17 protein-coding genes and 1 other RNA gene are annotated in these 19,099 nt (G+C 63.1%); 15 read left to right on the top strand and 3 right to left on the bottom strand.

The features are described 5' to 3' along the window. Positions 1–85: 85 nt before the first annotated feature. Positions 86–1,096, top strand: coding sequence for a GTPase ObgE (obgE, locus tag HKD31_RS08830; RefSeq protein ID WP_194264541.1), 1,011 nt, complete (start codon positions 86–88; stop codon positions 1,094–1,096). Then, entirely contained in the window at positions 1,093–2,229 is a 1,137-nt protein-coding gene (gene proB, locus HKD31_RS08835) for a glutamate 5-kinase (RefSeq protein WP_194264540.1), read from the top strand. Before obgE ends, proB begins: the two co-directional genes overlap by 4 nt. A gap of 24 nt (positions 2,230–2,253) precedes the next feature. Here proB and HKD31_RS08840 read toward each other — a convergent pair whose 3' ends face one another. Beyond that, positions 2,254–2,850 carry a hypothetical protein gene (locus HKD31_RS08840; RefSeq protein WP_228120391.1) on the bottom strand — a complete coding sequence of 199 codons (597 nt, stop codon included), beginning with the start codon at positions 2,848–2,850 and terminating at the stop codon, positions 2,254–2,256. Positions 2,851–2,904: 54 nt separating this feature from the next. Beyond that, the gene (locus HKD31_RS08845) at positions 2,905–3,171 is read right to left on the bottom strand and encodes a DUF2312 domain-containing protein (RefSeq protein WP_011251740.1); all 267 of its coding nucleotides are present in this window, start codon (positions 3,169–3,171) and stop codon (positions 2,905–2,907) included. Between the two features lie 282 nt (positions 3,172–3,453). Between HKD31_RS08845 and zwf the strand changes: the two genes are divergently transcribed. Beyond that, positions 3,454–4,923, top strand: a complete 1,470-nt coding sequence (zwf, locus tag HKD31_RS08850) for a glucose-6-phosphate dehydrogenase (protein WP_194264539.1) — start codon at positions 3,454–3,456, stop codon at positions 4,921–4,923. A 6-nt stretch (positions 4,924–4,929) separates the two neighbouring features. After that, a complete protein-coding gene (locus HKD31_RS08855; RefSeq protein ID WP_194264538.1) occupies positions 4,930–5,400 on the top strand; it encodes a hypothetical protein in 471 nt (156 codons plus the stop codon). 24 nt (positions 5,401–5,424) lie between these two features. On the opposite strand, the gene HKD31_RS08860 is transcribed toward HKD31_RS08855, so the two are convergent. After that, complete coding sequence (locus HKD31_RS08860; RefSeq protein ID WP_194264537.1) at positions 5,425–6,420, bottom strand: alpha/beta hydrolase; 996 nt, start codon at positions 6,418–6,420, stop codon at positions 5,425–5,427. Positions 6,421–6,495: 75 nt separating this feature from the next. On the opposite strand from HKD31_RS08860, the gene rnpB reads away from it, so the two are divergent. From rnpB to murG, 11 genes are all read left to right on the top strand, one after another. Beyond that, positions 6,496–6,914, top strand: an RNA gene (rnpB, locus tag HKD31_RS08865) — RNase P RNA component class A. A 288-nt stretch (positions 6,915–7,202) separates the two neighbouring features. Beyond that, a complete protein-coding gene (gene mraZ / locus HKD31_RS08870; RefSeq protein ID WP_011251745.1) occupies positions 7,203–7,697 on the top strand; it encodes a division/cell wall cluster transcriptional repressor MraZ in 495 nt (164 codons plus the stop codon). Beyond that, complete coding sequence (gene rsmH, locus HKD31_RS08875; protein WP_194264536.1) at positions 7,694–8,665, top strand: 16S rRNA (cytosine(1402)-N(4))-methyltransferase RsmH; 972 nt, start codon at positions 7,694–7,696, stop codon at positions 8,663–8,665. The genes mraZ and rsmH overlap by 4 nt, the downstream gene beginning before the upstream one ends. Beyond that, entirely contained in the window at positions 8,662–9,453 is a 792-nt protein-coding gene (gene ftsL / locus HKD31_RS08880; protein WP_194264535.1) for a cell division protein FtsL, read from the top strand. The genes rsmH and ftsL overlap by 4 nt, the downstream gene beginning before the upstream one ends. Positions 9,454–9,534: 81 nt before the next feature. Further along, positions 9,535–11,520, top strand: coding sequence for a peptidoglycan D,D-transpeptidase FtsI family protein (locus tag HKD31_RS08885; RefSeq protein ID WP_194264534.1), 1,986 nt, complete (start codon positions 9,535–9,537; stop codon positions 11,518–11,520). 8 nt (positions 11,521–11,528) lie between these two features. Beyond that, positions 11,529–12,989 (top strand): UDP-N-acetylmuramoyl-L-alanyl-D-glutamate--2,6-diaminopimelate ligase, encoded by a 1,461-nt coding sequence (locus tag HKD31_RS08890; protein ID WP_194264533.1) that lies wholly within the window; start codon positions 11,529–11,531, stop codon positions 12,987–12,989. Then, positions 12,986–14,359, top strand: a complete 1,374-nt coding sequence (locus HKD31_RS08895) for a UDP-N-acetylmuramoyl-tripeptide--D-alanyl-D-alanine ligase (RefSeq protein ID WP_194264532.1) — start codon at positions 12,986–12,988, stop codon at positions 14,357–14,359. The genes HKD31_RS08890 and HKD31_RS08895 overlap by 4 nt, the downstream gene beginning before the upstream one ends. Further along, a complete protein-coding gene (mraY, locus tag HKD31_RS08900) occupies positions 14,359–15,450 on the top strand; it encodes a phospho-N-acetylmuramoyl-pentapeptide-transferase (RefSeq protein WP_011251751.1) in 1,092 nt (363 codons plus the stop codon). The genes HKD31_RS08895 and mraY overlap by 1 nt, the downstream gene beginning before the upstream one ends. Then, positions 15,447–16,793 (top strand): UDP-N-acetylmuramoyl-L-alanine--D-glutamate ligase, encoded by a 1,347-nt coding sequence (gene murD, locus HKD31_RS08905; protein ID WP_194264531.1) that lies wholly within the window; start codon positions 15,447–15,449, stop codon positions 16,791–16,793. The genes mraY and murD overlap by 4 nt, the downstream gene beginning before the upstream one ends. A 4-nt stretch (positions 16,794–16,797) precedes the next feature. Continuing rightward, positions 16,798–17,991, top strand: coding sequence for an FtsW/RodA/SpoVE family cell cycle protein (locus tag HKD31_RS08910; protein ID WP_194264530.1), 1,194 nt, complete (start codon positions 16,798–16,800; stop codon positions 17,989–17,991). Further along, positions 17,988–19,085, top strand: coding sequence for an undecaprenyldiphospho-muramoylpentapeptide beta-N-acetylglucosaminyltransferase (gene murG / locus HKD31_RS08915; protein WP_194264529.1), 1,098 nt, complete (start codon positions 17,988–17,990; stop codon positions 19,083–19,085). The genes HKD31_RS08910 and murG overlap by 4 nt, the downstream gene beginning before the upstream one ends. Positions 19,086–19,099: the final 14 nt, after the last annotated feature.

Below are 19,099 nucleotides of genomic sequence, written 5' to 3' on the forward strand. Positions count from 1 at the left end.
CAGCGCGAGCGGAAGGGGCCGGTCCTGTTCGGGACCGGCCTTTTTGCGTATAAAGCGCCCCTCACCTTTTCTTGCGGACAATACGATGAAGTTTCTCGACCAGGCCAAGATCTATGTACGTTCCGGTGACGGTGGGGACGGCGTGATCGCATTCCGGCGCGAGAAATACATCGAGTTCGGTGGACCGGACGGCGGTGATGGCGGCCGTGGTGGCGATATCATTTTCCGCGCGGTTCCCGGCCTGAACACGCTGATCGATTTCCGCTACACGCAGCATTTCAAGGCCCGCAAGGGCGGCAATGGCGCAGGCTCCAACCGCACAGGTGCGGCTGCGGCCAATGTCACCATCAACGTGCCGGTCGGCACGCAGATCTTTGATGAGGACCGCGAGACCCTGCTGGCCGATCTGGATGCCGAGGGCAAGGAAGTCCTGCTGTGCCGCGGCGGCGATGGCGGCCTTGGCAATACCCATTTCAAAAGCAGCACCAACCGTGCGCCCCGCCGGGCTGACAAGGGCTGGCCGGGCGAAGAGCGCTGGGTGTGGCTGCGTCTGAAGCTGATCGCCGATATCGGCCTCGTGGGTCTGCCCAATGCAGGCAAGTCCACCCTCCTCTCCGTCGCCTCCCGGGCCCGCCCCAAGATTGCCGATTATCCGTTCACGACCCTGCATCCGCAGCTCGGCGTGGTGCGGCTGAACAATACGGAAGAGTTCGTAATCGCCGATATTCCCGGCCTGATCGAAGGGGCGAGCGAGGGCGCCGGGCTTGGGGACCGCTTCTTGGGTCACGTAGAGCGTTGTGCGACACTGCTGCATCTGATCGACGGCACGGAAAGCCAGATCGTCAAGCACTGGCGCCTGATCCGCAAGGAGCTTGATGCCTATGATCCCGAGCTTGCGGCCAAGCCGGAAATCATCGTCCTGAACAAGTGCGATTCCCTCACCCCCACCCAGCGTTCCGCCAAGAAACGGGCTCTGGCAAAGGCTTCTGGCGCGGAAGTGATGATGCTGTCCGGCGCGACGCAGGAAGGCCTGCCCGAACTGCTCCGGCTGCTTCAGGATCGCGTGACCGCTGCCAAAAGGGACCGTCAGGGATGACCGCTCCGGCTTCTGCTCCTCGTCTGGCGCAGGCCCGCCGGATCGTCATCAAGATCGGAAGTGCGCTTCTGGTCGATTCCGCGAATGCAAGCCTGCGGCTTGAATGGCTGCAGAGCGTCTGTGCGGATATTGCCGACCTGCGTGCCCGGGGCGCGGAAGTCATCGTCGTATCCTCGGGCGCGATTTCCCTGGCGCGACACCGCCTCGGCCTGACATCCCGCCGTCTGCGGCTGGACGAAAAGCAGGCCATGGCCAGTGTCGGCCAGATCGGACTGGCGCAAGGCTGGAGCGCGGCCCTCGCCGGCCATGATCTGGTCGCGGCCCAGCTTCTTCTGACCCCGGACGATACGGAAAACCGTGAGCGCCACCTCAACGCGCGCGCCACGCTCCAGACCCTGCTCGATCTGGGCTGCGTTCCCGTCATCAACGAAAACGATGCCATCGCGACCGGCGAGATCCGCTTCGGCGACAATGACCGGCTGGGCGCACGTGTGGCCCAGATGACCGGGGCCGACTGTCTGGTGCTGCTGTCCGACATCGACGGGCTTTATACAGCGGACCCGCGACAGGATCCGTCCGCACGGCATATTCCCGTTGTCGAACAGATGACGGACGAGATCATGGCGATGGGGGGCGAGCCGCCGCCGGGTTATTCGTCTGGCGGAATGCGCACGAAGCTCCTCGCGGCCCGGATTGCGACGCGCGCGGGTGCGAACATGGTGATCGCGGCCGGACAGGAGCATCATCCGCTCCGCAGGCTTCAGAACGGGGGCCTGTGCACCTGGTTCATGGCGCAAACGGATGCCGGCTCAGCCCGCAAGCGCTGGATTGGTGGCAGCCTTCAGCCCAAGGGCACACTTACGATCGATGCCGGTGCCCGTCGCGCTCTTGAAGAAGGCGCATCCCTCCTACCCGCGGGCGTGACCGGGCTTGAGGGCAGTTTTGGCCGGGGCGATCTCGTGCTCATCCGGGACGCTGACGGAAGCATTATCGGGCGCGGTCTGATCGCTTATGATTCCGAAGAGAGCCAGAAGCTGATCGGCCATCGCTCCGGCGAGATGGAACAGCTTCTGGGATATCGCGGACGTGATGCCTTGATCCATCGGGATGATCTGGCGCTCGATCTTCCCTGACGGGTCGGCCCTGCGCGCTGCTGGCTAGTCTCTGGGCGGCCAACGGAGCTTGGGCTCCGAGCGGGGCCGGTAGGCGTCTTCTTCGACGACCGGTCTGTTACCCTGTCTCCGCTCCATGCTGCGGCCAAGAGGCTGGCGCCCCGTTGCCGCAGCGTCCTTTTCCCATGGAGCCCGGGTCCAGGCGCGTTCGGAGGCGTCGGACATCTCCTCCCGCAGGGCGGATTGGGAGGGCTGTCCGCGACGCGGCAGGGTTTCAGGATCTCCCACTTCCGGACTATCTTCATAGGATGGCAGATCGGAACGCAGACTTCGCACCGGCATGAGATAATCCTCATCCGGCAGGGTTGGGCCTGAAGGAACCGCACGTGTTTCGGAAGCCGTCATAGTCTGCCTGTCCAGAGCGGCAGACAGATTGTCAGGCCGTGTCGAAACGGCCAGCCGCATGTTGAGCGCCCGCAGTTCCGCCCGCAGTTCCGCGATCTGGAACTCCAGTTCCTGCAACCGCGGCTTGGTGCCGAAGACGGCGAAGGGCATGCAGAGCAGCGCCAGCGCAAACAGGGCGGCCACCACGGCCAGGCACCCGAAGGCCCAGCCCGGCAGCCATGAAAAATCAGACATCATGAGGAGGCCTGGTCCAGTCTGAAGGTGGCGCGTTCGGGTATCCGGAGACCGGAATTACATACCAAGGGCACGGCGATAGATATCGAGCAGGGTCTCCTGCTCCTCGATCTCGGCCGGCTCCTGCTTGCGCAGACGGATGATCTGCTTGATGACTTTTACGTCAAATCCGGCGGACTTGGCTTCGGAAAAAATATCCTTGATGTCCCCGGCCAGAGCCTTGCGCTCCTCTTCCAGGCGCTCGACGCGCTCAATGATGGAGCGCAGACGGTCCGCAGCGATCCCGCCCGTGGCAGCGCCTTCGCTTTTGCTTTCTGCATCCATGTCCGGTTTCCTTCCTGAGGCGTAAGTCTTTGGCTGTATTTTCCGGCGCTGCACGAACACAACACCCGCCGCGCGGCTTATCGTGATGAGGGCCGGACGGTCAACGGAATTATGTGCACGTTTCATGAACGCGTGAAGATGACGAAGATTTTCTCCCGAGGTCGTGCAGAGCCTGTCCCTTGACAGGAAGGCCCGTGACAGGGAACTAGACGGTGCCTGAAAAGGCCTGAACCCTAACCCTTTTTTCCCGGTCTGCGGGTTCGAGAGGTCAGAGAGTCTTCCATGGAACATTTCCAGCAGGTCGAGCCTTTCGACTATGTCATCTTCGGCGCCACTGGCGATCTCACGATGCGCAAGCTGCTGCCCGCGCTCTACAACCGTCTCCGGATGGGTCAGATTCCAGATGATGCGTGCATCATCGGAGCCGCCCGTACGGAGCTGGACCGGGAGGCCTATGTCGCGCGGGCCCGAGATGCCCTTGAGCGTTTCCTTCCTTCAGACATCCTGAGCCCGGGACTGGTCGAGCGTTTCCTCGCCCGTCTCGATTACGTGACGCTGGACAGCAGTCGCGAGGGCCCTCAGTGGGACGCCCTGAAGTCCCTGCTGGCCAAGGCGCAGCCTGACCGGGTGCGGGTCTATTATTTCGCAACCGCACCGCAGCTTTACGGCAGCATCTGCGAGAACCTGAACCGCTACGGGCTGATCACCCCCACGTCGCGGGTCGTTCTCGAAAAGCCGATCGGCACGAACATGGCCACCGCCACCGCCATCAATGACGGGGTCGGCCAGTATTTTCCGGAAAAGCAGATCTACCGGATCGATCATTATCTCGGGAAAGAGACGGTCCAGAACGTCCTCGCCCTGCGATTTGCAAACCCGCTCATGAACGCCGCCTGGTCCGGCGAGCATATCGAGAGCGTGCAGATCACGGCGGTCGAGACTGTGGGCGTCGAAGGCCGCGCGGCCTATTACGACACGTCTGGCGCGCTTCGCGATATGATCCAGAACCACCTGCTTCAGGTGCTGTGTCTGGTCGCGATGGAAGCTCCCGATTCCCTTGAGGCCGATGCCGTCCGCAACGCCAAGCTGGCCGTCCTGAACGCCCTGCGCCCCATCACGGATGCCACAGCCGCCACCGAGACGGTGCGCGCGCAGTACACGGCAGGAGTGGTCGATGGCGAGAATGTTCCGGGCTATCTTGAAGAACTCGGCAAGCCCAGCGCGACGGAAACCTATGCCGCAATCCGCGCCTGGGTGGACACGCCGCGCTGGAAGAACGTACCGTTCTACGTCCGCACGGCCAAGCGTTCCGGCAAGAAGGTCAGCGAGATCGTCGTGACGTTCCGCCCGGCCGCGACCACCATGTTCGGCGCCACCCCGGCCAGCAACAGACTGGTCCTGCGCATCCAGCCCAACGAAGGCGTGGACCTGCGCCTGAACGTCAAGAACCCTGCCCTGGATGTCTTCAACCTGCGGACGGCAGATCTTGATACCTCCATCCGCATGGAAGGTGGCCTGCCCTTCCCGGATTCCTATGAACGGCTTCTTCTGGATGCCGTGAGGGGTGATCCGGTGCTGTTCATCCGTCGTGACGAGGTCGAGGCCGCATGGCGCTGGGCCGAGCCCATCCTCGAGGCATGGAAGCATGACAAGGCGCCTATGCAGACCTACAGTGCGGGTTCCTATGGGCCGGAACAGGCGACACAACTGCTCGCCAGCCATGGCGACACCTGGCATGAAGCGTCGGAGTAACCGCATTTGAGCGACGATAAAAGCGCAACGCCCCGCCTGGGCCGCACTCCGGGCCGAGGCACGCGCCGGCAGCCCCGCAGCTTCAAACAACTCCTGCTGCGACGGCTTCTGGTCGTCATCCCGGCTTTTCTGCTGATGTTCATCGCGGTCCGGACCGGCCTGCTGGACATGTCCTACGACAAGATCACGTTCAGTAAGCTGAGCTGGTTCGACAACACAGCCCTGGTGGAGCATCTCCGTCTGGCAGTCGTGAAAGACAACCTGACGGACCTGCCGCGCAACTGCCTCGTTTTCGTGGTCAACGGCAACGCGGCGGACAACACACCGACGATGGATGTCCTGGGACGGCACGGCAATGGCTGCCCCGGCACGACACCTTCGGCGGACAAGCTGTTCAGCCTGAAGATCAACCGCTCGGAGCGGACCGTGCAGACAGATGCGGGAACGCCCGGCGCGTTCCACGACCTGCCTCTTTAAGACACTTCAAGAAGGCGGAGCCTGTCAGCAGGCTCCGCCGTTTTTCTGTGCAAAGACTTCGCGCAGGAACATTCCTCCTTCCCGCAACGCCTGACGTCCGTCCCGGAACAGCGCATAGCCGTTCAGGAAACCATGAATCATGCGCGGAAAGTTCTTCAGTCGAACCGGCGCGCCTGCCTCATCGAGACACCGGGCATAGAGTTCACCCTCTCCCCTGAGCGGATCAAAACCCGCGGTCACGATCATGGCCGGCGGAAGGTCCTGGAAGTCATCCGCCAGAAGGGGCGAAAATGCCGGATCGAAAAGCTGCTCGGGGCTGCGCAGCGTCTGGCCGCAATACCAGTACAGAAGCTCCGCGCTCAGCATGTAGCCCTCGGCATAGGCCTGACGTGAAGGCGGAACGAACGGGCCGCTCAGAGCAGGGTAATAAAGAAGCTGCGCGCTCAGCGGACGCAGTCCCTCCTCCCGCACCCATTGCGTGAGCGCTGCGGACATGTTGCCCCCTGCACTGTCTCCCACAACCGCGACTGGCACATCCTCGCCAACGGTCCGGAAAATCCAGTCCAGCGCCGCTTTGGCATCTTCAAGCCCTGCCGGAAAGCGGTGCTCGGGCGCGAGACGGTAATCCAGCGAAACCACCATCGCGCCGGACGCGGCCGCAAGGCGGCAGCAGATCCCGTGATGGGACACCAGATCGCAATGAACGAATCCGCCCCCGTGCAAAAAGAGAACGACCCCCCGGACCTTTCCGCGCGGCCGATACAGGCGGGCGGTGCGGAAGCCATCGGCTCCGGGCACACGGATCTCACGCCATCGGCGGATCCGCAGTGAGGACAGGGCCACAGGAAAACTCGGGCGCCCCGTGACACGCCGGATCTGCTTCAGGATCGGCGCGGGAGGCGGCGCAGCGGGAATGGGCGGTATTTCGTCCAGGGCGATCATACGCGGCGTAACGCCACGTCTGCGGCTCTGCCAGGCCAGCCAGGACAGGAAGATCCGTAATGTCAGGGTCGGGCGCATTTCACCATTATGCCGGGATCATGCCCAAAAGTCTGCCCTTGACCCCGCAGGCGTCCCGGAGCAGTGTCTGCGCCGCCAGACGGCTGGACGATCGCTGTGTGTGCGATGAGGATCGCATACAGGGAGGAAAGTCCGGGCTCCATGGGAAGACGGTACCGGTTAATTGCCGGCGGGGGCGACCCCAGGGACAGTGCCACAGAAAACAGACCGCCCGCCGGACTGTACCCCACGCGTTCATTCGCCGGGGAACATGTTGCGGGTAAGGGCGAAACGGTGCGGCAAGAGCGCACCGCATCTCCGGCAACGGCGATGGTCATGGTAAACCCTACCGGGAGCAAGACCGAATAGGAACGGCAGGTCTCCGCAAGGAGACCGGGGGTTTCTCGCCCCGTCGTTCGGGTTGGTTGCGTGAGGCCTGCAGCAATGCAGGTCCCAGAGGAATGATCGTCCCGCTTTCGGGCGGACAGAACCCGGCTTACAGGCCGTCTGGCCCCTCTAAAAAAATCCGTTCTTCCAGTAATTGTTCCCCTTTCCGGAGAAGAACAAAAACAGAACAAATAACGGCAGGTATAGATCCGCCTGTGCGATTATCCCTGATAATCCCTAACAAAAAGCAAAAAATTCCGTCACATTTCAGATTTTGAAAATGTCGCAGTTTTCTGCGGTTTTCGGACGATATCTGTTTGACGTCCCATGAAATCCCATGATATCCCAGTCAAGACCAAGCCAAATAACCAGCAACCGCATGACCGGTTCTGACGCAGGAAGGAGGCACATCATCCATGAGCATGTTCCTCGGCACGCATCAGAACCGTTTCGATGCCAAGGGACGTGTCTCCATTCCCGCATCTTTCCGCGCCGCCCTGAAATCACAGGCTCAGCCGGGAGATCCACTGGTCATTCTGCGTCCGTCCCATCTCCATCCCTGCATCGAAGGCTGGACGGTCGGCGCTTTCGCGTCGCTTGCGACACCGCTCGACGAATACGATCCCTTTTCGGAAGATCATGAAGATCTGGCCGCCAGCCTCTATGCGGATGCCTATCCGCTGGACAGCGACAAGGAAGGCCGCATCATTCTTCCCGAAAACCTGCGCACCCACGCAGCCCTGACCGACGAAGTTTCCTTCATGGGGCTTGGCCGCACATTCCAGATCTGGAACCCCGAAGCTGCGGCAGAACGGCGTCAGGCTGCCCGCAGCCGTGCCAGAACCCTCGCAACCAGCCGCCGCCCCGCCAGCGCGCCTGCCGCCGGCAATACAGCGGGAGCAGCGGAATGAACGCGATTACCCTGGTCCATTCCGGCCATGTTCCGGTCATGCTGCACGAGGTTCTCGAAGCGCTCTCCCCACGCGCTGGGGGACGCTATCTGGACGGCACGTTCGGGGGTGGTGGCTATGCCCGCGCCATCCTGAATGCGGCCGACTGCACGCTCGATGCCATCGACCGCGACCCTGCTGCCATCGAGCGCGGAAACGCCATGGCTGTTCAGGCCAACGGGCGGTTGCGGATGCATCAGGGCACGTTTGGCGACATGGAAGCCCTGGTCGGAGCGGAAGGTCCGTTTGGCGGCATCGTGCTGGATCTGGGCGTCTCCTCCTTCCAGATCGATCAGGCCGAGCGTGGTTTCTCGTTCCGCAATGACGGCCCGCTGGACATGCGGATGGGCTCGGATGGCCCCTCGGCGGCTGATCTGGTCAATACATGCAAGGAAGCCGAGCTCGCGGACATCCTTTACCGCTACGGCGAGGAAAAGCTCTCCCGCCGCATTGCGCGCGCCATCGTGGCTGCCCGCGCCGAGGCGCCGATCACGACAACCGGCCAGCTCGCGCATATCATCCGCTGCTGCGTTCCCCGCGACCGCGCCAATATCGATCCGGCCACCCGCAGCTTCCAGGGGCTGCGGATTGCCGTGAACGACGAACTTGGCGAACTGGAGCGGGCGCTGGAAGCCGCGCCGCGCCTTCTGGCTCCCGGCGGCGTTTTCGTGGTCGTAACATTCCATTCCCTGGAAGATCGCCTGGCGAAACGTGCCATGGCCGTCCTTGCAGGCCGGACGGGAAATCCTTCCCGTTACGAACCGGCGCCGCTCCGTCAGGAAGCACCGGCCTTTTCCCTTCTTTATTCCCGTCCCCTCTCCGCCACGGATGAGGAATCCCGGGAAAACCCCCGCGCCCGCAGCGCCCGTCTGCGCGCACTGGTTCGCAACCCCGCCCCCAAGATGCCCGTCTCAGGAATGCCCTCATGATCCGGCCCTTCACCGTCGCCTGCGCTGTCCTCGCCGCAGGATCTGGTCTGTTTCTCTATACCAAGAAGCATGAGACCACGGTTCTGGACCAGAAGATCACGAAGATCGTGCAGGAGACGCAGCGCGTGCGTGGCCAGACCGCCATGCTCCGTACGGAATGGGCCCTCCTGAACCAGCCGGACCGCCTGAAAACCCTGGCGGCCCGCTTTGTTCCCGCCCTGCATCCGATGGAACCGGACCAGTTCATCCGTATGGCCTCGCTCGAAGCGCGCCTTCCCGCTCCGGGTTCGAAAGCTCAGCCGGCCGATCCGCGCGAGGAACTGCATGAGGTCGTGAACCGCGCTGCTGAGGCCGCTCACCTGCCCCTGCCCGCTCCGCAGGCTGTCGTACATGCCCCTGCGCCCGCCCAGCCGATCCCGGCTCCGCGCCCAGTGGCTGTAGCCATGGCATCGCACCCCGCCGCGACACCGAAGCCGGCCGCTATCCCGGCGCATGCCTCCCATGCCCGCAGCGCGGACATCCAGATCGCGTCCGCTGCACCGCGTACAGTTTCGACGCCGGTTCACGCCCATGCCGACAGCGCGCCCAGCGTCCGACTGGTCAACTATCGTGAGAGCCATCCTGCCCCGCTGATGGTTGCGGCCTGGCACCCCCAGACCGTGCATGTCAGCCATAGCGCAGCCTCGACCCGTCTGGCCGAAGAGCCGCCCCGCACGCATCACACCCAGCTTTCCGCTCTGGGAAATGCGAATGACGCATTGCCCGCGCCGGTGCCGTTGGCTAACTGAAAGCCTTCTCATCGTTAACCGCTCGTTCAGCATTCTCGGATAGCTTAGGGCGAGCCCTTCAACAGGACGCACCCCCGCACGATGCCCCAGGACGTGCCACCTTCTTCCGGTTCGCAGCGCCCCGAGCGTCCGGATGTGCCGTCAGGGCGTTCCCGGAAGAGCGCGCCGCCGCGGGGGTTCCGCAGGCTGAATCTTGACCAGATGCACGGACGCCTGCTCGGCGTCGGGATGGGATTTCTCGCGATTTATGGCGCTGTGGCGCTCAAGGCGACCGTCGCCACCGTCCTGATGCCGATGGAGCCGGAAAAGCGCCAGATCGCGCCTCAGGTTCCGGAAATCCCCAAGAGCGATCCGCGCGGGGAAATGTCGGGCGATTTCGTCCTGCCCACCGTCAAGCGCGCGACCATTACCGATCGCACGGGTCAGGCTCTGGCACTCTCGCTACCTGTCGCGCAGGTCTATGCCAACCCGATGGAGCTGATTGATCCGGCGGATGCGGCCGACAAGCTCCGAAAAGTCCTGCCGCAGCTCGACCGGGACGAGACGATCCGGCGCCTGTCGCTGAAAAAGCAGTTCGTTTATCTGGCGCGTGACATTTCGCCCGTCCAGGAAATTGCCATCAACAATCTGGGCATCCCGGGCATTTATTTCGAAGCCGGCGAACGCCGCCACTATCCGCTGGGCCGCACGGCCGCGCAAATTATGGGCAGCGTCGATATCGACGATCACGGCATTGCAGGTGTGGAGCGGTATTTCGACAAGCGCCTGAACTCCGACAAGTCGCCGCTGCGCCTGTCACTGGACGTGCGCGTGCAGACGGTCGCGCATGACGAGCTTCAAGCCGCGAAAGACGAGTTCTCGGCCATCGGAGCCAGTGCGATCGTCATGGATGTCCGCACGGGCGAGATCCTGGCCATGGTCAGCCTGCCCGATTACGACGCCAATGATTTCGGCCACGCGCCCAACGACGCCCGCTTCAACCGTGCCGTCACCGGCATGTACGAGCCGGGTTCGACCTTCAAGCTCCAGACTGCGGCGATGGGCCTGCAACTCGGAATCATTCACCCGTGGGACCGCTTCTCGACCATTCCGATCCGGGTCGGCCGCTTCACCATCCGCGATATGAAGACCGATCATTTCGCTCCTTGGCTTTCCCTGCCCGGCGTTCTCGCCTATTCGTCCAACCCGGCGGCGGCGCATATCGCGCTTGATGTGGGTGCGACGCGTCAGCAGGACTGGCTGCGGAACATGGGCTTTTTCAACCGTGTTCCGGTCGAACTGCCTGAAGCCGGACGCCCGCTCGTTCCCGCCTCGCGCAACTGGGGCATTTCCACGGTCATGACGGTCGGGTTTGGTCACGGTGTTGCCGAACCGCCGCTGGCCATCGTGCGCGGCACAGCAGCGACGGTGAACGGCGGTATCCTGCTCAAGCCCACCCTCGTGGCACGCGATACCGAGGACGACAGCAAGCCGGCGCCGGACGCCGATGCGGCACAGGTCCGGCCCGTGGCCTATCGACCGGGTGCGGACAGTGACGAGATCGGAGCCGAAACGCCCGTGGGCACGCGCGTCCTGTCCGAGCAGACCTCAGCGCTTCTGCGTAAACTGCTGCGCCTCGACGTCACGATGGGCAGCGGCAAGTCCGCCGAAGTGCCGGGCTATTATGTCGGCGGCAAGACCGGAACGGCAGAAAAGATCGGCGCGCACGGTGGCTACCTGAAACACGTCAACGTCTCGGCCTTCACCAGCGTGTTCCCGATGAACAACCCGCATTACGCCGTCTATGTGATGCTCGACAGTCCGCAGGGCACGGCCGCGACGCATGGCTGGACGACAGCCGCCTGGAACGCTGCGCCGACCGTCAAGAAGATCATTTCGCGTGTCGGCCCGATCCTGAACCAGTTCCCGGATCTGGCAAACAAAGATGCGATCGACGCGTCTCTGACCATTCCGATGAACCCGCCCGTTCCCGCAGGATACCGCGCCCTCGGTCCCGGCAACGATCCGGGCGATCCGCGTAATCAGGCCCGCTCTTCCAAGACCCAGCCCTCCAGAATACAGCACTGAACCGTTTGATGCGCCTCTCCCAGCTCTTCGCCCTTTGCGGCACGTCGCAGTCCCTGACAGACGATCCCGACATTCTGGCCGTGACCGCCGACAGCCGCCGGGCCGGCCCGGGGACGCTCTTCTTTGCCCTGCGCGGCGCGAAACAGGACGGAAGCGCCTTCATACCGCAGGCCGTATCGCAGGGGACCGCAGCCGTGATCGTGGATCAGGAAACCGCGCGCCCGGATAGCGCAGTTCCCGTGATCGTACGGCCCGATGCCAAGCATCTGCTCGCCTGCATGGCGTCCGCACTTGCCGGTCCGCAGCCCTCCTGCATCGCCGCAATCACGGGGACGAACGGTAAAAGCAGCACGGCCGATTTCCTGCGCCAGCTCTGGATCCTTCAGGGAAACCGGGCGGCAAGCCTTGGAACGCTGGGCCTCATTTCCGATACTGATGTCCCGGCTCCGCCCAGCCTGACCACACCGGACCCCGTATCGCTGTCCCAGACCCTGGCCGCGCTGGCCCGCAACGGCGTGGAGCATGTCGCCCTCGAAGCCTCATCGCACGGACTGGAGCAGCACCGGCTGGATGGCGTCACACTGACGGCAGCCGGTTTCTCCAATCTGACGCGCGACCATCTCGATTATCACCTGACGCTGGAAGCCTATCGCACGGCAAAATTGCGCCTGTTTGACGAAGTGCTGCCCACGGGGGGCATCGCGGCGGTCAATGCAGACATGGACAGCGAGACGTTTGCGGCTCTTCAGAACATTGCAGCCCGTCGGAGCCTGAAACTCCGCAGCGTCGGGCGCAATGGCACCACGCTGCGACTGATCGAAGCCCGTCCCACGCCGTCAGGGCAGATCCTGCGTCTCGCCCTGCATGGCGAGGAACTGCCCGAAATGTCCCTTTCGCTGCCCGGGCGCTTTCAGGCCGACAACGTGATGCTGGCGGCTGCCATGTGCTGGAAAGATGACGCCGATGCCCGGGAGGTTGTGGCCCTTCTGCCACGCCTGACGGGTGTACACGGCCGCTGCGAACGGGCTGTCGCATTGCCCAACGGGGCCGCAGCCTATGTCGATTATGCCCACACCCCCGATGCGCTCGACTGCGTCCTGTCCAGCCTGCGCCCGCATACGGCAGGGCGTCTGGTCGTGGTCTTCGGCGCGGGCGGCGACCGTGACCGCGGCAAGCGCCCGCTCATGGGTGCAGTTGCCGCGCGAATGGCGGATCTGGCGATCGTGACGGACGACAATCCCCGCACGGAAGAGCCCGCTTCCATCCGCTCCGAAATCCTGGCGGCATGCCCGGACGCACTCGAAATCGCGGACCGTCGCAGCGCTATCGCAGCGGGACTTGAGGCCCTGAAGCCCGGCGATATCCTTGTCGTGGCCGGCAAGGGACATGAGCAGGGTCAGATCGTCGGCACGGACATCCTGCCCTTCGATGACCGTATCGTCACCCGTGAACTGGCAGGTGTGGCATGAACGTTCTGTGGAACAGTGCGGATCTTCGGGCCGCGACAGGCGGAACACTGAACGCGGACGTTCAGGTCACCGGCATCTCGATCGACACCCGAACGCTGGCCCCGGGGGACCTGTTCATCGCGCTGCATGGCGAGACAAGCGACGGCCATGCCCATGTGCAGCAGGCTCTGGACAAGGGTGCCGCCTGCGCGCTTGTGCATGACACGGCTGGTCTGGACGATCCGCGCCTTCTGATCGTTCCTGACACCATGACTGCCCTTGTGGATCTGGGCCGTTATGCGCGCACGCGCTTTCGCGGAAAGGTCGTCGCCATCACCGGAAGTGTCGGCAAGACGACGACCAAGGACATGCTGAAAGTCGCACTGTCCGCCATCGGCCCGACGCACGCCGCCGTCGCCTCCTACAACAATCACTGGGGCGTGCCCCTGACACTGGCACGCCTGCCGCAGGACGCCCGGTTCTGCATCAGCGAGATCGGCATGAACCATGTCGGGGAAATTGCCCCCCTCGCCGCTCAGGTCCGGCCCGATGTGGCCATCATCACCACGATCGGCACAGCACATCTCGGCCATATGGGCAGCATCGAGGCGATTGCGCAGGAAAAATCCGACCTGTTCGGCGCACTTGCGAACAAGGGGATCGCCATCGTCCCCGACGACGCAGCCGGTCAGGACCATTTTCGGGCAGCTCTCCCCGAAGGATGTGCCCTGTGGCGTTCAGGCTTCTCCGAGACGGCACAGCTCCGGATCGAAAATCTGCACTGCTCGGCAAAAGGCAGCCATTTTTCGCTGCATCTGCCATCTGGCATCCAGAACGTGACGCTGACGGCGCCAGGAGAGCATCTCGCCCGCAATGCCGCTCTGGCCCTCGGCGCGGTTGCAGCCCTTGGCGAAGACGTCTCCGTTGCCACCAGCGCGCTGCGGAACTTCGTACCGGGTGCCGGACGGGGACAGATCCGCACGATCCTGAACAACGTGCGCCTTCTAGACGAAAGCTATAACGCGTCCACGCCCAGCGTGCGTGCGGCACTGGCGACCCTCGCGCTGCTTCCAGCCCAGCGGCACATCGCGGCCCTCGGAGACATCCGCGAACTCGGCACCTTCGCCGATGCCGAACACCGCTCTCTGGCAGACGCTGTTCAGGCCGCCAAAGCCATCGCTTTCTGCTGCGGCCCCCATATGCGCGCGCTCTACGACGCGCTTCCGTCCGAGCTTCAGGGCGGATACGCCGCTGATGCCGCGTCTCTGGCGCCCCTGCTCCTCAAAGCCCTTCGCCCCGGTGATCTCCTGCTCGTGAAAGGCAGCTTCGGCAGCCGGATGCGTGACGTGATCTCAGTCCTCGACAACGCTTCCAGCCCGGTTTCTGCCTGATGCTTTTCAATCTCATCGCCGCCCATGACACGTCCCATGGCGGGTTCTTCAACCTGTTCCATTACCTGACGTTCCGTTCGGGCTGCGCCTGCCTGACGGCGCTGGTCATCTCGCTGGCACTGGGCAACCCCTTCATCGCGCAGCTCAAGCGCATCCAGCGCGAAGGCCAGCCAATTCGCACCGTTGGCCCCGAGCGGCACATTCTGGAAAAGGCTGGCACCCCCACGATGGGCGGCATGCTGATCCTGATTGCGCTGTTCTCAGCCACGCTGCTCTGGGCCGATCTGACGAACGGATTTGTCTGGGCGGTCATGCTGACGACGGCAGCCTTCGGGGCCGTCGGTTTTGCAGACGATTACCTGAAGCTCTCCAAGCGCAACACGACCGGCGTCTCCAAGCGCACCCGGCTTGGCTGCGAGTTTCTGGCGTCACTGATTGCCGGCATCTGGCTCCAGTCCCTGACGCCGCCGGAACTGCGCAATATGGTCGCCTTTCCGTTCGTCAAGGATGTGCTCCTTCCGCTGGGCTATGCCTTCCCGATCTTTGCGATGATCACCATCACAGGCTTCGGCAACGCCGTGAATTTCACAGATGGCCTTGATGGTCTGGCCATCGTCCCGGTCGTAATCGCGGCACTGGTCTTCGCCCTGATCTCCTATCTGGTCGGCAACCATGTCTTCGCCGACTATCTGCAGCTCCATCCGGTCCCCGGCACGGGCGAACTGGCAGTCTTCTGCGCAGCCCTGATTGGCGCGGGTCTCGGGTTCCTGTGGTTCAACGCCCCGCCGGCCGCCGTCTTCATGGGTGATACCGGATCCCTGTCCCTCGGCGGCGCTCTCGGAGCCGTGGCCGTCGCCACCAAGCATGAACTCGTCCTGTGCATCGTGGGCGGCGTCTTCGTGGCCGAGACCCTGTCCGTCGTGATCCAGATCTTCTGGTTCAAGCGGACGGGCCGGCGCGTGTTCCTGATGGCACCGTTGCACCACCATTTCGAGAAAAAAGGATGGCAGGAGCCGAAGATCGTGATCCGGTTCTGGATCGTCTCCATCGTGCTGGGCCTGTGCGGTCTGGCGACGCTGAAACTGCGATGAGCAGCTTTCCGGCCGACCTTCTGGCAGGCGAGCGTTATGCCGTCTGCGGTCTGGGGCGCAATGGCACAGCCGTTGTGCAGGCGCTGCTCGGGATGGGTGCAGAGGTTCAGGCCTGGGATGACCGCAATGCCGATCTTCCCGCGCAACCGAACCTGACAGTCGCCCCCCTGACCGATCTGTCCGGCATGACGGCCCTCATCCTGTCCCCCGGCATTCCCCATCTGCTGCCCAAGGCTCATCCCGTCGCGGACCTTGCCCGGGCACAGGGAATCCAGATCCTGTCCGATGCCGAGATCCTGTATCGTGCCGTCCGCAAATCCGGCTCAAAGGCGGCGTTCGTCGCCGTCACGGGAACGAACGGGAAATCGACGACGACGGCCCTGATCGCCCATCTTTTTACGACGGCCGGGCGGCCCTGCGCGGCAGGTGGTAATCTGGGCACGGCATCGCTGGCATTACCGCTCCTGCCCGATAACGGCGTCTATGTCATCGAAATGTCGTCCTACATGCTCGAGCGGCTGGACCGTTTCCATGCGAACGCCGCCTGCCTGCTGAACCTGACCCCCGACCATCTGGACCGGCATGGCGATATGGCAGGCTATGCTGCCGCCAAGGCCCATGTCTTTGACAAGATGGACCCGGACGATCTGGCCGTGATCGGCATGGATGATGACTGGTGCCGCGCCATCGCCTCACAGGTCGCATCGCACGGCGTACAGATCGTTGAACTGGACGCAGACACCCTGCCACCTTACGACGGCCCAGCCCTTCCCGGAAGGCATAATGCCCAGAATGTCGGCGCGGCCCTGGCCATTGCACGCCATCTCGGCCTTGAGGATGCGGCAATCCGGACCGGCCTGAAATCCTTCCCCGGTCTGGAGCATCGCCTGCAGAAAGTCGCGGAATGCGATGGCGTCTCTTTCATCAACGACAGCAAGGCCACGAACGCCGAGGCCGTGTCCAAGGCGCTCGCCGCCTATGACAAAGTCATGTGGATTGCGGGCGGCGTTGCAAAAGCCGGTGGCATCGAAAGTCTCGCGCCCTTTTTCGGTCACATCGCACAGGCTTTTCTGATCGGACAGGACGCGGATGTCCTGGCCACGACGCTGGAAACGCATGGCGTATCCTTCCAGCAGTGTGGAACGCTGGAAAAAGCTGTTCCAGCCGCTTTCCAAGCCGCTCTCGACGAAAACATTCCTGTCGTCCTGCTCTCACCCGCCTGTGCAAGTTTCGATCAATTTCGCAGTTTCGAGGATCGAGGTTCACACTTCCTTCAGATTTGCGATAATATCGTAAAATCAGGCCATTCGGGCACCAACCCCACGCAGAAACAGGAGGATTGACACCATGTCGGGACTGTCCCGTGTCGATACTTCTGCGGTAGCCCGCTGGTGGCGGAACCTGGACCGTGTGACGCTGGCATGCGTCGGTCTGCTGATCGGCCTGGGCTATGTGCTGATGCTGGCGGCCAGTCCTGCGGTCGCCTCGCGTATCGGCGCTTCGCGCAACATGTTCATTCTCAAGCAGGTGATCTTTCTGGCGCTGGCCGGAGCTATCGTGCTTGGGACATCCTATCTATCGCGGCAGGCCATCAAGAAACTCGCGATCATCGGCGGCATCATAGCGCTCGGCGCTACGGCCATGACGCTGGTGCACGGCATGGAGATCAAGGGCGCGCGCCGCTGGATTGCGCTGCCGATGATGTCGGTTCAGCCTTCCGAGTTCCTCAAGCCGTGCTTTGCGGTCGTAACCGGCTGGCTGCTCTCGGCGCGCCGTTCAGTCGTGATGTGGGGCAATATCGCGTTCCCCGGCATGCTGATTGCCTTCGCATGCTTCGGGTTCATTCTGGTCCTGCTGAAATCCCAGCCCGACATCGGAATGCTGTCCGTCATCACGATGGTCTTCATGACACAGTTGTTCGTGGACGGTCTCAAGCTCTACTGGGTGGGGCTGTGCGTCGCCGGCATGGCGGGGGCCTTTGCGGTCGCCTATATCGTCTTTCCGCATGTCCAGTCCCGCGTACAGCGCTTCCTGCATCCCGATGTCGGTGACCACTACCAGATCGATACCGCGCTGCGCGCTTTCGGAAATGGTGGCCTGCTGGGCCGAGGACCCGGTGAAGGCCGCGTGAAGGATCTGCTGCCCGATGCCCATGCCGACTTCGTCTTTGCGGTCGCGGGTGAAGAATACGGCCTCATCCTGTGCATCGGCATCATCCTCCTGTTCGGGGTCATCGTCCTGCGCACCCTGCTCAAGCTGATGCATGAGGATGATCCGTTCGTCATCGTCTCCGCTGCAGGTCTGGTAACGGGGTTTGGTCTTCAGGCCTTCGTCAACATGGGTTCGACATTGCATCTGATCCCGACAAAGGGCATGACCCTGCCCTTCATTTCCTATGGCGGCAGTTCGGCAATGTCGGTGGCCCTGACCATGGGTATGGTTCTGGCCCTGACACGTCATCATGTCGGGCAGAGCCGGATTGGTCAGAGAACCTCTGCGCCTTACGGCCAGGGACCACTGTTTGAGAGGAACGCGCCGTGAGCCGCCCCATCGTTATCGCCGCCGGTGGCACGGGCGGACACTTCTTCCCGGCCGAAGCCGTGGCAACCGTGCTCGCGGAACGGGGTCACGACCTTGTCCTGATGACCGATGCCCGACATGGGCGCCGCGAAACCGGCCTGTTCAAAGACCGTCCGCAATATGTGCTGGACGGAGCTGGCGTGGCTGGCAAAGGCGTTGGCGGGAAAGTCCATGGCGTGCTGGCCCTGCTGCGTGGCATGATGGAAGCGCGCCGTGTTCTCGGTTCGCTGAATGCGGCGGCTGTCGTGGGCTTCGGCGGCTATCCGTCGATCCCGCCTCTGACCGCATCGCGCCTTCTGCCTTCCCCAAAACGCCCGCAGATGGTCATCCATGAAGGCAATGCCGTGCTCGGACAGGCCAATGCTTTCCTGTCTCGCTTTTCGCCGCTGATCGCAACATCTTACGCGAAGGTCGCCCGGCTTCCGAAGAATGCCCAAACGACACTGACCGGCATGCCCGTCCGTGCGGGCATCGAAGCGCTGTTCAGTCACGTCTATGCCCCCCCCGAAGACAGGATCAATCTTCTGGTCTGGGGGGGCTCTCTGGGCGCACGCGTGTTCTCCGACATCGTGCCACAGGCGCTGGCCGCCCTTCCCGAAGACTTCCGCAAACGCCTGAAAGTCACGCAGCAGATCAAGGCCGATGATCTGGAGCGCGTCCGCGCCATCTACGAAATTGCGGGGATCGAAGTTGAAGCCGCCCCCTTCTTCACGGATGTCCCGGCCTGTCTGAAAAACGCTCATCTCGTGATCGGACGCGCAGGCGGGTCTTCGGTTGCGGAACTGGCCATGGCCGGACTGCCGTCCATTCTGGTGCCGCTGCCCATCGCAGCGTCCGACGAACAGGGCGCGAATGGTCAGGCGCTCGTCGATGCCGGTGCGGCCTGGATGATCCGCCAGCCCGATTTTACATCCGCAGCCCTGACGGCTCTGTTGACAGACCTGTTTTCCCATCCTGAAAAGCTCGAAAACGCAGCAAAAGCCGCTCATCTGTGCGCGCGCCCTCATGCTGCCGCAAAAGTCGCTGATCTGATTGAATCCGCTCTGCGGTCCTGATCCCTGTTTTTATC

Source organism: Gluconobacter potus, assembly GCF_015244705.1.
Lineage (GTDB): Bacteria > Pseudomonadota > Alphaproteobacteria > Acetobacterales > Acetobacteraceae > Gluconobacter > Gluconobacter potus.